The organism is Klebsiella sp. GN_Kp190 (assembly GCF_040061795.1).
Lineage (GTDB): Bacteria > Pseudomonadota > Gammaproteobacteria > Enterobacterales > Enterobacteriaceae > Klebsiella > Klebsiella michiganensis.
This window is the reverse complement of sequence record NZ_JBEAFN010000006.1, coordinates 112,671-126,416: the sequence shown is the minus strand read 5'-3', so window position 1 is coordinate 126,416 and position 13,746 is coordinate 112,671. Positions and strand designations below refer to the sequence as shown.

At 56.8% G+C, this 13,746-nt stretch carries 14 protein-coding genes; 11 read left to right on the top strand and 3 right to left on the bottom strand.

Annotation, left to right across the window (positions count from 1 at the left end):
- The first annotated feature begins 118 nt into the window (after positions 1-118).
- The 4 genes from ABLU67_RS04775 (at position 119) to ubiA (ending at position 4,005) form a co-directional block, all read left to right on the top strand.
- A complete protein-coding gene (locus tag ABLU67_RS04775; protein ID WP_014227535.1) occupies positions 119-1,408 on the top strand; it encodes a maltoporin in 1,290 nt (429 codons plus the stop codon).
- 111 nt (positions 1,409-1,519) lie between these two features.
- Positions 1,520-2,437 (top strand): maltose operon protein MalM, encoded by a 918-nt coding sequence (gene malM, locus ABLU67_RS04770; protein WP_014837132.1) that lies wholly within the window; start codon positions 1,520-1,522, stop codon positions 2,435-2,437.
- 188 nt (positions 2,438-2,625) lie between these two features.
- A complete protein-coding gene (gene ubiC / locus ABLU67_RS04765; RefSeq protein WP_014227537.1) occupies positions 2,626-3,123 on the top strand; it encodes a chorismate lyase in 498 nt (165 codons plus the stop codon).
- A 12-nt stretch (positions 3,124-3,135) separates the two neighbouring features.
- Positions 3,136-4,005, top strand: coding sequence for a 4-hydroxybenzoate octaprenyltransferase (gene ubiA / locus ABLU67_RS04760; protein WP_004097768.1), 870 nt, complete (start codon positions 3,136-3,138; stop codon positions 4,003-4,005).
- Between the two features lie 98 nt (positions 4,006-4,103).
- Here ubiA and plsB read toward each other — a convergent pair whose 3' ends face one another.
- Complete coding sequence (gene plsB, locus ABLU67_RS04755) at positions 4,104-6,527, bottom strand: glycerol-3-phosphate 1-O-acyltransferase PlsB (RefSeq protein WP_004097770.1); 2,424 nt, start codon at positions 6,525-6,527, stop codon at positions 4,104-4,106.
- Between the two features lie 129 nt (positions 6,528-6,656).
- On the opposite strand from plsB, the gene ABLU67_RS04750 reads away from it, so the two are divergent.
- The 4 genes from ABLU67_RS04750 (at position 6,657) to ABLU67_RS04735 (ending at position 9,491) form a co-directional block, all read left to right on the top strand.
- Positions 6,657-7,025 carry a diacylglycerol kinase gene (locus ABLU67_RS04750; protein WP_014227539.1) on the top strand — a complete coding sequence of 123 codons (369 nt, stop codon included), beginning with the start codon at positions 6,657-6,659 and terminating at the stop codon, positions 7,023-7,025.
- A gap of 122 nt (positions 7,026-7,147) precedes the next feature.
- Complete coding sequence (lexA, locus tag ABLU67_RS04745) at positions 7,148-7,756, top strand: transcriptional repressor LexA (protein ID WP_004097774.1); 609 nt, start codon at positions 7,148-7,150, stop codon at positions 7,754-7,756.
- Positions 7,757-7,828: 72 nt separating this feature from the next.
- The gene (gene dinF, locus ABLU67_RS04740) at positions 7,829-9,145 is read left to right on the top strand and encodes an MATE family efflux transporter DinF (RefSeq protein WP_348852180.1); all 1,317 of its coding nucleotides are present in this window, start codon (positions 7,829-7,831) and stop codon (positions 9,143-9,145) included.
- A 136-nt stretch (positions 9,146-9,281) separates the two neighbouring features.
- Positions 9,282-9,491 carry a CsbD family protein gene (locus tag ABLU67_RS04735; protein ID WP_004137568.1) on the top strand — a complete coding sequence of 70 codons (210 nt, stop codon included), beginning with the start codon at positions 9,282-9,284 and terminating at the stop codon, positions 9,489-9,491.
- Between the two features lie 342 nt (positions 9,492-9,833).
- On the opposite strand, the gene zur is transcribed toward ABLU67_RS04735, so the two are convergent.
- On the bottom strand, positions 9,834-10,349 hold the full coding sequence (gene zur / locus ABLU67_RS04730) for a zinc uptake transcriptional repressor Zur (protein WP_004097781.1): 516 nt from the start codon (positions 10,347-10,349) through the stop codon (positions 9,834-9,836).
- Positions 10,350-10,550: 201 nt separating this feature from the next.
- On the opposite strand from zur, the gene ABLU67_RS04725 reads away from it, so the two are divergent.
- The 3 genes from ABLU67_RS04725 to pspG all read left to right on the top strand — a co-directional run bounded on the left by ABLU67_RS04725 (position 10,551) and on the right by pspG (position 12,525).
- Positions 10,551-11,039, top strand: coding sequence for a cupin domain-containing protein (locus ABLU67_RS04725; RefSeq protein WP_014227541.1), 489 nt, complete (start codon positions 10,551-10,553; stop codon positions 11,037-11,039).
- A gap of 104 nt (positions 11,040-11,143) precedes the next feature.
- Complete coding sequence (gene dusA / locus ABLU67_RS04720; RefSeq protein ID WP_086074011.1) at positions 11,144-12,142, top strand: tRNA dihydrouridine(20/20a) synthase DusA; 999 nt, start codon at positions 11,144-11,146, stop codon at positions 12,140-12,142.
- A gap of 140 nt (positions 12,143-12,282) precedes the next feature.
- Entirely contained in the window at positions 12,283-12,525 is a 243-nt protein-coding gene (gene pspG / locus ABLU67_RS04715; RefSeq protein WP_014227543.1) for an envelope stress response protein PspG, read from the top strand.
- Between the two features lie 177 nt (positions 12,526-12,702).
- Here pspG and ABLU67_RS04710 read toward each other — a convergent pair whose 3' ends face one another.
- The gene (locus tag ABLU67_RS04710) at positions 12,703-13,686 is read right to left on the bottom strand and encodes a quinone oxidoreductase (protein WP_014227544.1); all 984 of its coding nucleotides are present in this window, start codon (positions 13,684-13,686) and stop codon (positions 12,703-12,705) included.
- Positions 13,687-13,746 lie beyond the last annotated feature (60 nt).

The window sequence follows — 13,746 nt, the reverse complement described above, 5'->3', positions numbered from 1 at the left end:
GGGAATGAATCCCTGGGAGCGTACAAAAGTACGTGACCAGGGTGAGTGAGCGCAGCCAACAAAGAGGCAGCCCGAAGGGTGAAGTGTTCAAAGAAAAGCAATGATCTCAGGAGATAGAATGATGATTACTCTGCGCAAACTTCCACTGGCGGTCGCCGTTGCGGCAGGCGTTATGTCTGCTCAGGCGCTGGCCGTTGATTTCCACGGCTACGCTCGTTCTGGTATCGGCTGGACCGGCAGCGGCGGTGAGCAACAGTGCTTCAAAGCCACGGGTGCTCAAAGCAAATACCGTCTTGGCAACGAATGTGAAACCTATGCGGAACTGAAGCTGGGCCAGGAGTTGTGGAAAGAAGGTGATAAGAGTTTTTATTTCGATACTAACGTCGCTTATTCCGTAAATCAGGAAGATGACTGGGAAAGTACCTCTCCGGCGTTTCGTGAAGCTAACATCCAGGGTAAAAACCTGATTGACTGGTTGCCGGGTTCTACCCTGTGGGCCGGTAAGCGCTTCTACCAGCGTCATGACGTTCACATGATCGACTTCTACTACTGGGATATCTCCGGCCCGGGTGCGGGTCTGGAAAACGTTGACCTCGGCTTCGGTAAACTCTCTCTGGCGGCCACGCGTAACTCAGAAAGCGGCGGTTCTTACACTTTCTCCAGCGATGACACCAAGAAATTTGCTGCTAAAACCGCAAACGACGTCTTTGACGTGCGTCTGGCCGGTATGGAAATCAACCCGGGCGGCGTACTGGAGTTAGGCGTGGATTATGGCCGCGCTAACCCGCAGGACGATTACCGTCTGGTTGATGGCGCATCAAAAGACGGCTGGATGTTCACCGGTGAACATACTCAGTCTATCTGGGGCGGCTTCAACAAGTTTGTTGTTCAGTATGCGACCGACTCGATGACCTCCTGGAACAGCGGTCACTCCCAGGGAACCAGCATCGATAACAACGGCAGCATGATCCGCGTTCTGGATCACGGCGCGATGGACTTCAACGATGACTGGGGCCTGATGTACGTTGCGATGTACCAGGACGTGGACCTGGACAGCAACAACGGTTCTACCTGGTACACCGTCGGTGTTCGTCCGATGTACAAATGGACGCCGATCATGAGCACCCAGCTGGAAGTCGGTTACGACAACGTGAAATCTCAGCGCACCAGCGAAAACAACAACCAGTACAAAATTACCCTGGCCCAGCAATGGCAGGCGGGTAACAGCGTCTGGTCTCGCCCGGCAATCCGTATTTTCGCGACCTACGCAAAATGGGATGAGAACTGGGGCTACAGCAACACCTCCGGTCTGCAGACTAAAGACGGCAGCGGTAACGGGGTTTACACCTCCAGCCGCGGTAACGATAGCGAAGTGACCTTCGGTGCGCAGATGGAAGTTTGGTGGTAACACCGCCGTAATCATGTAGTGACACGGAGGGGCTCTGCCCCTCCTGATTCTTCAGGATTAGCGCGCTATTGCCTGGCCACCGCTAAACCTACGCTATCCGAGGTGAGAACAATGAAAATGAAGAAAACTCTCGTCGCCCTGTGTTTATCCGCAGGAATGTTGGCATGCGCGCCGGGAATGAGCCTTGCCGACGTCAACTTTGTCCCGCAAAACACCAGCGCAGCGCCCGCCATCCCCGGTGCTGCCCTGCAGCAGCTCGTCTGGACGCCAGTCGATCAATCTAAAACGCAGACCGTTGATTTACTCACGGGCGGCCAGCGCCTGGATGTTGCCGGCATCTCCGGACCGGTTGCGGCCTGGAGCGTTCCGGCGAATATTGGCGAACTGACCCTGACGCTCACGAGCGAAGTGAATAAGCAAAAACAGATTTTTGCGCCGAACGTGCTGATTCTCGATCAGAATATGACGCCATCCGCGTTCTTCCCCAGCAGCTATTTTACCTATCAGCAGCCCGGCGTAATGACCGCGGATCGGCTTGAAGGCGTCATGCGCCTGACCCCGGCGCTGGGGCAGCAGAAGCTTTACGTGCTGGTCTTTACGACGGAAAAAGATTTACAACAAACCACGACTCTGCTGGATCCGGCGAAAGCTTACGCTAAAGGCGCGGGCAATGCCGTGCCGGATATTCCAGACCCGATTGCCCGCCACACCACCGATGGCGTGCTGAAGCTAAAAGTCAAAACCAATAGCGGCTCCAGCGTGCTGGTTGGTCCGCTGTTTGGCTCTTCCGGCAATGGCCCGGTGACCGTCGGCAATACCGCAGCGCCGGTTGTCGCGCCGGCCCCGGCTCCGGCGGCGAAAAGCGAACCGATGCTTGATGACACCGAAACCTATTTCAACAACGGCATTAAGCAGGCGGTTGCGAAAGGCGATATCGATAAGGCCCTGAAATTGATGAACGAAGCTGAACGTCTTGGCTCGAAATCTGCTCGTTCCACCTTTATCAGCAGTGTAAAAGGCAAGGGGTGACCGTCTCCCCGCAATGCTGATGTTTAGGCACAGCCTTTAGGTGCGTCCGTCAGGGCGCACTTTTTTTTAGCGCGCCGCAGCCTCTGTTGCACGGCTGTTGCGCGGATGATCGTATATTGACGTTTGCCCGCCCCCGATGCCCCATTCTGCGATACAATACCTTTACGTTATGTACCGGAGATTCAGGCATGCCACATCCTGCGCTTACGCAACTGCGTGCGCTGCATTATTTTGCCGCTATGCCCCCGCTGGATGCGCATCTGCGCGACTGGCTATTGCTGGAAGACTCAATGACCAAACGCTTTGAGCAGCAGGGGAAGAAAGTCAGCGTCATCATGGTTAACGAAGGTTTTGTTGGACGCGACGCGCTGGCCGGTGAGGCGCCCCTGTTACCGAGCGAACCCCGCTACTGGCTGCGGGAAATCATTCTTTGCGCCAACGGTGAACCCTGGCTGGCCGGGCGCACGATAGTGCCCGAATCAACGCTGAGCGGCCCCGAACTGGCGCTGCAACAGCTGGGGCAAACGCCGTTGGGCCGCTATCTCTTCACGTCATCGACGCTAACCCGTGATTTTATTGAAATTGGTCGTCATGCAGAGCTGTGGGGGCGTCGTTCCCGCCTCCGGTTGAGCGGCAAACCGCTGCTGCTGACGGAACTGTTTTTGCCTGCATCGCCGTTGTATTAAGAGGAAAATGAAATGGAGTGGAGTCTGACGCAGAACAAGCTGCTGGCGTTTCACCGCCTGATGCGTACTGACAAACCGATTGGCGCGCTGCTGCTGCTGTGGCCGACGCTGTGGGCGCTGTGGGTGGCGACGCCGGGGATACCGCCGCTATGGATCCTCGCCGTTTTTGTCGCCGGCGTCTGGCTGATGCGCGCCGCAGGCTGCGTGGTCAACGACTATGCCGATCGCAAGTTTGACGGCCACGTCAAACGGACGGCCCGCCGCCCGTTGCCGAGCGGCGACGTTAGCGAAAAGGAGGCGCGGACGCTGTTTGTCGTGCTGGTGCTGCTTTCGTTTCTGCTGGTGTTGACCCTGAACACCATGACCATTCTGCTGTCGGTAGCGGCGCTGGCGCTGGCATGGGTATATCCGTTTATGAAGCGCTATACCCACCTGCCTCAGGTCGTGCTGGGCGCGGCGTTCGGTTGGTCGATCCCGATGGCCTTTTCGGCGGTCAGCGAATCGCTGCCGCTGAGCTGCTGGCTGATGTTCCTCGCCAATATCCTGTGGGCGGTGGCCTACGATACCCAGTATGCGATGGTCGATCGTGATGATGACGTCAAAATCGGTATCAAATCGACGGCGATTCTCTTTGGCGACAACGATCGCTTAATCATCGGTATTTTACAGGTGGCGGTACTGGGTCTGATGGCCGCGGTAGGCTGGCTGAGCGGGCTGGGCTGGGAGTATTACTGGTCGTTGTTTATCGCCGCGGCGCTGTTTGCCTGGCAGCAGAAGCTGATATTTAAACGCGAACGCGATGCCTGCTTTAAGGCGTTTATGAACAATAACTACGTGGGGCTGGTGCTGTTTCTCGGCCTGGCGATGGGATATATGCAGTAGCGCTGTGGGTTTCCCGGCTTGCGGCGTAAACGCCTTAGCCGGGCTACAAAACCGCAGGGTCCGGTAGCCCGGCGCAGGCCGGGACATCTCTTTAAACGTTACGCTTCATCCTGGGTAACGCTTTCAATCGTTAATCGCACATCCGAAGTAATCAGATCCGCCAGCATGCGGTAGATCTTCAACGTCTCTTCCGGCTCGGCGTCCCCGGTATCGCTGATATAGCCTTCGTCACGCAGGGTCAACACCAGCGTGCTGAACACCGCCTTATCGAAGAACTCCGGCGCGTTGATGCCGTGCAGAACGGACAGGCGCTGCGCCACGGTGCGGCTCTCTTTCTCCAGCGAACTGCGGTTGATTGACGGGTTGGCACTCAGCAGCCAGAAGGTAATGGCGTAGCGCTGCAGCGTTTCGCGCGCGCCTGCGGCCAACAGCTGCAGAGAACGGGCATGAGACGGATTGACGCTCACCTCATCGTCGTTCAGGGCGATGAGGCCCTGACGCTGCATCTCAGCGATCAGCGCATCGACGACGCCCGCCAGCTCCGCTTTTTCCCAGCGCAGGAACAGCTCGGCCTTCAGGAACGGATAGAACATCTCGACGTGACGCAGGATTTCGGCACGGGTAATACGACGATGCTGAGTGACGATGGCGGCTAACAGCGACGGCATCACCAGCATATGGGCGATGTTGTTGCGGTAGTAGGTCATCAGCACGGCCTGCTCGCGCGGCAGAATGATGATATCGCCAATGGTATCTTTCTCGACTTCGAACTTGTTCATCTGCAGCGCGTGGTCAATCAGCTCGCTGGCCGAAGCCGCAGGCGTGGTCGCATCCGCTGAATATGGCACGTTGCGCAGCAGGGCGAGATAGCACTCCAGCTGCTCGGTGAGCTGCTCGCGGGTCAGTGAACGCTGACGCGATGCCAGCAGCGCGGTACAGCACAGGTTCATGGCGTTAGCCGCGCCGGCATTATTGATGCGCACCATCAGATCCGAGGCGATATTATTCACCGTCGGGGTCAGCCAGGAAGGGCGAACCGCTTCGATAGGGTCGATAGACTCGCGCCAGTCCGGCACATGCTGGTTCAGATAGGCCATCAGCGGCAGGGGTTCGCCGAAGTTAACGTAGCCCTGGCCGAGATTTCGCAGCTTGCTCAAGCCGCGCAGCATCTGCGGCAGGCTCTCTTTCTCTTTCGTCGCACCGCGTAGCTCTTTGGCGTAGGTACCGACCTCCATCACGTGCTCGTAGCCGATGTAAATCGGCACCAGGGTGATGGGGCGATTACCGCCGCGCAGCATCGCCTGAATGGTCATCGACAGGGTGCCGGTTTTCGGATCCAGCAGGCGTCCGGTACGCGAACGCCCGCCTTCAACGAAATACTCCACCGAATAGCCGCGGCTGAACAGCTCGCCGAGATATTCGCGGAATACGGTTGAGTAGAGCTTATTGCCCTTGAACGTACGGCGAATAAAGAACGCGCCGCCGCGACGGAAGATCGGACCGGCGGGCCAGAAGTTCAGGTTGATACCGGCGGCGATATGCGGCGGCACCAGGCCCTGATGATAAATGACGTAAGAGAGCAGCAGATAGTCCATATGGCTGCGGTGGCACGGGACATAAACGATCTCGTGGCCTTCATGCGCCAGCTGGCGCACGCGCTCGGCGTTATGCACGTTAATGCCCTGATACAGCCGGTTCCAGGTAAAGCCCAGCACGCGGTCGGTCAGGCGAATCATCTCATAGGAGAAGTTTGCGGCGATCTCTTCCATCAGGGCGATAGCGTTTTGCTGCGCCTTTTCATGAGAAATTTTCTTGCTGCGGGCTTCGTCTTCTACCGCACGGGCAATGGCTTTCGACGCCAGCAGTTTATTAAACAGATCCTGGCGCGCGGGCAGGCGCGGGCCGACCGCCGCCAGACGCTGACGGGCGAAGTGCATGCGCGCCACGCGGGCCAGCTTCTGGGCGATGGTTTTATCGGTACCGTGTTCGTCCGCCATCTTACGCAGCGAGACCGAAGGCGAGAAACGGACAAAGCTGTCGCGGCCCAGCCACAGAACGGCGAAGAATTTCTGAATGCCGTTGAGCATGCGCAGCGGCGGGTTCACCTCGCCTTTTTCACGCCCCGGCGCGCGACCGAACATCACCGAAACCGGCACCATCTGCACGTCAAGATCGGGATGGTTGCGGTGCAAATCCAGATAGTCGTGAAAGAGCTTGATAGACTCTTCTTTCGGCGTGTAATAGGTAAACACGCGCGGTCCGCCGTGGATAAATACGTAGCGCGGAAGCAGGCCGCCGTCGATCTCGAGCGGCTCCAGCGGGTCCGGTAACTCATGTTCCAGACATTGCGCGCGCAGCGTCAGCAGGTCCGCCTTCGAATTGTAGGGCAGGACATACATAATGGGACGCGAGGTATCCAGGCCTAATTCCTGAGCAGGTTGTGCCGGAATCGACTTGCTTTTTACCAGCGCCCTTAATGGTAAATTCAGTAATTTATAGTAAATTCGTTGCCAGCCAGACATAGACGATGTGAAGCCTCTGGTTAATCATGCAAATGCGCCGCAAGAATAACAGAAAGTGCGCAAAATTTCCGTTGTAACGCGGCAAACGCGTACACTCATTGACGTCATTTACATAAAAAGGTTTGTTTGATGGCCAATAATACCACTGGGTTAACCCGAATTATTAAAGCGGCAGGGTATTCCTGGAAAGGATTCCGGGCGGCGTGGGTCAACGAGGCCGCCTTTCGTCAGGAAGGCATCGCGGCCGTTGTTGCCGTGGCGATCGCCTGCTGGTTAGACGTCGATGCCATCACCCGGGTGCTGTTGATTAGCTCGGTCCTGCTAGTGATGATAGTTGAAATTATCAATAGCGCGATTGAGGCGGTTGTTGACCGTATTGGCCCTGAACATCACGAGCTGTCGGGGCGAGCGAAAGACATGGGATCGGCGGCGGTATTGCTGGCGATCATCATCGCGCTGATCGCGTGGGGAACGCTTTTATGGGCAAACTACCGCTAACTCCTGGCGTAGCGGCTCGCAAAACGGAAAGAAACTCCTGATTTTTGTGTGAAATGTGGTTCCAAAATCACCGTTAGCTGTATATACTCACAGCATAACTGTATATACACCCAGGGGGCGGAATGAAAGCGTTAACGACCAGGCAGCAAGAGGTGTTTGATCTCATTCGGGATCATATCAGCCAGACGGGCATGCCGCCGACGCGTGCGGAGATTGCTCAGCGCTTGGGGTTCCGTTCCCCAAACGCGGCGGAAGAACACCTGAAAGCGCTGGCGCGTAAAGGCGCAATCGAGATCGTTTCCGGCGCCTCACGCGGTATTCGTCTGCTGACGGAAGAAGAAACGGGTCTGCCGCTTATTGGCCGCGTCGCGGCGGGTGAGCCGCTGCTGGCCCAGCAGCACATTGAAGGTCACTATCAGGTCGATCCGGCTATGTTTAAGCCGAATGCGGATTTTCTGCTGCGCGTTAGCGGGATGTCGATGAAAGACATCGGTATTCTTGATGGCGACCTGCTGGCCGTCCATAAAACGCAGGATGTGCGCAATGGCCAGGTGGTTGTGGCGCGCATCGACGAAGAAGTTACCGTGAAGCGACTGAAAAAGCAGGGTAACGTCGTTGAACTGCTGCCGGAAAACAGCGAATTCTCGCCGATCGTGGTGGACCTTCGCGAGCAAAGCTTCACTATTGAAGGCCTGGCCGTTGGCGTTATCCGCAACGGCAACTGGCAGTAATCTCTTCACCTCGCGGCATCATCACCTGATGCATGATGCTGCGCCGTTTTTCCTCATTTGGGCTCTTTCTCCATGCTTTTTAACGCCGCCGACAAAGCCCTGTGGCGCTTAGCGCTGCCCATGATCTTCTCCAATATCACCGTTCCGCTGCTGGGGCTGGTGGATACCGCCGTTATTGGCCACCTCGACAGCCCGGTTTATCTGGGGGGCGTGGCGGTTGGCGCAACGGCGACCAGCTTCCTCTTTATGCTGCTGTTGTTCCTGCGAATGAGTACCACCGGACTGACGGCGCAGGCGTTTGGCGCAAAAGATCCGCAGCGGCTGGCGCGTGCGCTGGTACAGCCTCTGGGCCTGGCGCTGGCCGCCGGGGCGGCGATTGTGCTCTTACGGATGCCGTTAATCGACCTGGCGCTGCATATTGTCGGCGGTAGCGAAGCCGTGCTCGAACAGGCCAGACGCTTCCTGGAGCTCCGCTGGCTAAGCGCGCCGGCATCGCTGGCGAATCTGGTCCTGCTGGGCTGGCTGCTGGGCGTGCAGTACGCCAGAGCGCCGGTGATCCTGCTGGTGGTCGGCAACGTCCTCAACATCGTGCTCGATTTATGGCTGGTGATGGGCCTGCATATGAACGTGCAGGGGGCGGCGCTGGCGACGGTCACCGCAGAATACATCACTTTCTTTATTGGCCTGCTGATGGCGAGACGCGTGCTGGCGCTGCGCGGCGTTTCCCTGTCGATGCTGAAAAACGCCTGGCGCGGAGATATACGCCGCCTGCTGGCGCTGAATCGCGACATCATGCTGCGCTCGCTGCTGCTACAGCTCTGCTTCGGGGCGGTGACGGTATTTGGCGCCCGCCTTGGCGCCGATGTCGTCGCGGTCAATGCGGTCCTCATGACGATGCTGACCTTTACCGCCTATGCGCTGGACGGTTTTGCCTACGCCGTTGAGGCGCACTCCGGGCAGGCCTACGGCGCGCGCGACGACAGCCAACTGCTTGCCGTCTGGCACGCGGCCTGCCGCCAGTCAGGGATGGTAGCGCTGGCGTTTGCGCTGATTTACGGCCTTGCCGGTGAGCAGATTATCGCTTTGCTGACCTCGCTGCCTTCGCTGCAGCAGCTGGCCGACCGCTATCTGGTCTGGCAGATGATACTGCCGGTCATTGGCGTCTGGTGCTACCTGCTGGACGGCATGTTTATCGGCGCGACGCGGGGGGCGGAGATGCGCAACAGCATGGCGGTAGCGGCGGCGGGGTTTGCCCTGACGCTGCTGACGGTACCGACGCTCGGCAACCACGGACTGTGGCTGGCGCTGACGGTCTTTCTCGCTCTGCGCGGCGTTTCTCTGGCGGTTATCTGGCGGCGCCACTGGCAGCGCGGAACCTGGTTTTCGTAATGCATTTGGTGCATCTGATGGTTAAAGATTCCGAATAATAAATCTTACTCAGAATACTCATCTATAGTTAAGTCATGTCCGGCACACAGCGGGCTGTTCATTCACCGAACGATAACCGAACGATGAGGAATGCATGATGAATAAAGACGAAATCGGCGGTAACTGGAAACAGTTCAAAGGTAAAGCGAAAGAAAAATGGGGCAAGCTGACCGACGATGACATGACCGTCATTGAAGGCAAACGCGACCAGCTGGTGGGCAGAATTCAGGAACGTTACGGTTACGCCAAAGACCAGGCAGAGAAAGAAGTGACCGACTGGGAAACCAAAAACGACTATCGCTGGTAGCGAAAACGGCGTGTTTTAACCCCTTACTATTGCCTGCTCTAACGATTTATACCCTAAATAATTCGAGTTGCAGGACAAGGGACTCGTGCTTTGAACAGCGCTTGCGCTGGCCCCGGAGGGGCGAGGCCGCAGGCCGAGTAACGCGGCAACGCAGAGAATCCCCAGGAGCTTACTCCAGTAAGTGACTGGGGTGAGCGACAAATCTGTCTGGAACAGATTTGAACGCCGTATCCCGGCGGCCCGAAGGGCGAGGCTCATGGATGAGCCGAGTAACAAAGCCAACGCACATGCAACTTGAAGTATGACGGGTATACACCCTTGATTCCCGCTGCGGCTAACGCCTCAGCGGGCTTTCTTTTTGATCTGGATGGTATGGTCGTGGTGGCAGTGGCCCGGCGTACTGCAGGATTCAACCTCGACGCAGGCGGCGCACAGGCCGTGAGCCTCAATAACGTTGTGGCGCAGGGCGAATCCCATTCTTGCCGCCAGCGTATGCATAATATCTTCGACGCCTTCCGCACACTCTTCTTTGACGCCGCCGCAGCGGTCGCAGATAAACATCGCCGAGCTGTGGGTCGGCTGATCGAAAAGGTGACACAGCACGTAGCTATTGGTGGATTCCACCTTATGCACGAACCCTTGCTCGAGTAAAAACTCCAGCGCCCGGTACACCGTCGGCGGTTTCGCCTGAGGCTCTTTTTCACGAAGGAGATCGAGCAGGTCGTAGGCGCTGATTGCCCCTTGCTGCAGGCTCATCAAACGCAATACTTCAAGGCGCTGCGGGGTCAGGCGCACGCCACGCTGCGCGCACAGCTTTTCAGCATGCGCTAACATTTGTTGCGAAGTGGTCTTATCCATGAGCGTCCTCTGGTTGCGTGAATCTGAAACTGTTACTTTATCACGATACCGGTAAAACGCCGAGACCCGGCGGGCTATACCCGTCACACTTCACGTTACCTGCGCGCTGGCTGCGCCAATTCGTCCCAGCCGCGCTCCTGGGGTCGCTCAACCTTGCCACCTTATGCTATACCTGATGCATCTCATTTTCGGGAGAAAACGATGAAACGACCTGACTGCATTCGACACTGGCGTGAACTGGAAGGCGTGGATGATTCCACCTATCCCGACAGTACTGAGCTTTTCTCCATCGGCGCGCCGCTGGCGCGGGGCCTGCGGCTGAATCGCCTGGGGATCCACCATGAGCGTCTACCGCCCGGACGCCGAACCTCTTATCCGCATGCGGAGAGCGACGAAGAAGAGTTTATCTACGTGCTGGAAGGTTATCCGGAAGTGTGGATTAACGGCTATCTCTGGAAGCTGGAGCCGGGGGATAGCGTCGGCTTTCCTGCCGGAACCGGCATTTGCCACACCTTCCTCAATAACACCGAGCAGGAGGTTCGCCTGTTAGTCGTTGGCGAGGCAAATAAGAAATTTAATCGCATCTACTACCCGCTTAACCCCGGCTATGCCGCCACGCGACAGGATCGCTGGGTTGACCATCCGCCGCAGTTTTTTGGCCCTCACGACGGGAAGCCACGGAAAATATAGCGTTTATTGCGGGATAAAAAAGGTGAGCGCTGACGCTATGCGTCAGTGGTTTATCTTTGTGCTATAGTAGCGCCCCTTTTTACCCGGATGCTTATTTATTCGCCATGATGTCAGATTCAACGCCTACTGCTTTCGCCGCTCACCGTTTTTCCATCGCGCCGATGCTCGACTGGACCGACAGACACTGCCGTTATTTTCTGCGTCAGCTGTCGCGCCACACGCTGCTGTACACCGAAATGGTGACCACCGGTGCGATTATTCACGGCAAGGGCGACTATCTGGCCTACAGCGAAGAAGAGCATCCGGTCGCCCTGCAGCTCGGCGGCAGCGATCCGGCTGCGCTGGCACACTGCGCGAAGCTGGCGCAGGCGCGCGGCTACGATGAAATTAACCTGAACGTTGGCTGCCCGTCCGATCGCGTGCAGAACGGTATGTTCGGCGCCTGCCTGATGGGGAACGCGCAGCTGGTGGCAGACTGTATTAAAGCCATGCGCGACGTCGTGTCGATCCCGGTCACGGTGAAAACCCGTATCGGCATTGATGACCAGGACAGCTACGGGTTTCTGTGTGATTTTATCGAAACGGTATCCGGGAAAGGCGAGTGCGAGATGTTTATCATCCATGCGCGCAAAGCGTGGCTTTCGGGGCTGAGCCCCAAAGAAAACCGCGAGATCCCGCCGCTTGACTATCCGCGCGTTTACCAGCTGAAGCGTGATTTTCCGCATCTGACGATGGCGATTAACGGCGGCATTAAGTCGCTGGAAGAAGCAAAACAACATCTTGCGCATATGGACGGCGTAATGGTGGGCCGTGAGGCCTATCAGAATCCAGGCATTCTGGCGTCGGTGGATCGGGAAATTTTCGGCGTGGAAGGCGTCGATGCTGACCCGGTTTCCGTGGTCCGGGCGATGTATCCCTATATCGAACGCGAGCTTAGCAACGGTACTTATCTGGGGCACGTAACGCGCCATATGCTCGGGCTGTTTCAGGGGATCCCCGGCGCGCGCCAGTGGCGTCGCTATCTGAGCGAAAATGCGCATAAAGCCGGGGCGGACATCAACGTGCTGGAACAGGCGCTGAAACTGGTTGCCGACAAGCGTTAGTTTTTCACTAAAACCTGGTCAAATTCACCACGCCCTGCACGTATCGTGCCGGGCGTTTTTGTTATTATTCAATAGATTATATTTGGCACGATTTTTGTAATATCCGGTAAGGTAGATAAAATTTCTTTAGGGGAAAGACGATGCTGGAACTCTTATTCGTTATTGGCTTTTTTGTCATGTTATTGGTCACCGGCATTTCACTGCTGGGTATTATTGCCGCGATTGTGGTCGCGACCGCGCTGATGTTTGTCGGCGGTCTGTTTGCGTTAATGATTAAACTGCTGCCGTGGCTGCTGCTGGCCGTTGTTGTGGTTTGGGTGATTCGGGCGATAAAATCACCAACCGACAACCGTTATCGCGCTAATAACCGCTGGCGCTACTAAGGTATTGAGCGGTATGTCACAACCTGAAGATTTTTGCATAAAACAGCGTAGGCTTTGCTTATTAAATCTGTCACTATTAGCGGGTTAACGAATTCATCGTGCTGTACCCTACATACAGCCGAACAAAAAAAGTAAGGGCTTCCCATGTGGAAGCCCTAAACTTTAGTGCTCCGGCCATTACGGCAAGAGCAAACTTGAACCCTGCGTCGCCCGGCTTTCCAGCACCTCATGTGCGCGTCTGGCGTCGGTTAACGCATATTTTTGGCTCTCCGCGACATCCACTTTTATCACGCCGCTGGCGATCAGCGAAAACAGCTCGTTGCTGGCTTCCGTCAGCTCTTCACGCGTGGTGATATAGCCCTGCAGAGAAGGGCGGGTGACGTACAGCGAACCTTTTTGATTGAGGATCCCGAGATTGACGCCGGTCACCGGGCCGGAGGAGTTGCCGAAGCTCACCATCAGCCCCCGACGCTGCAGGCAGTCAAGGGAGGCTTCCCAGGTATCTTTCCCGACGGAATCATAAACCACGTGGACTTTCTTACCGTCGGTGATCTCTTTCAGGCGCTCGACGATATTCTCTTCGCGATAGTTAATGATCTGCCAGGCGCCAGCCTGTTTGGCGCGTTCAGCTTTTTGCGCGCTGCCGACGGTACCGATCAGCTTCGCGCCCAGCGCTTTGGCCCACTGACAGGCGATGAGCCCGACGCCGCCGGCCGCCGCATGAAATAAGAACGGCTCGCCCGCTTTGATCTCGTAGGTTTTCCGCAGCAGGTAATAGACCGTGAGCCCTTTCAGGAATGAGGCCGCCGCCTGCTCGAAAGAGATCGCGTCCGGCAAAATGGCGGCCTTATCCGCGGGCACGTTGTGGACGGTGCTATAGGCTCCCAGCGCCGATTGCGCGTAGACCACCCGATCGCCGGCTTTGATATGTTTCACGCCGCTGCCGACTTTGCTTACTACGCCAGCGGCTTCGGTACCCAGACCGCTCGGCAATGACGGGGGCGGGTAGAGGCCGCTGCGGATATAGGTATCAATGTAGTTGATGCCGATGGCCTTATTCTCTACCTGAATTTCGTGCTCTGCGGGATCTTTCGGCGTGAACTCCAGCGCTTGCAGAACATCAGGCCCTCCGTGCTGGTGAAATTCAATTCGTGTTGCCATGCTTCCTCCAGAAATGTGGTAATCTTTCGACCCATTCACTATCTCGGTAACTCCATTCAC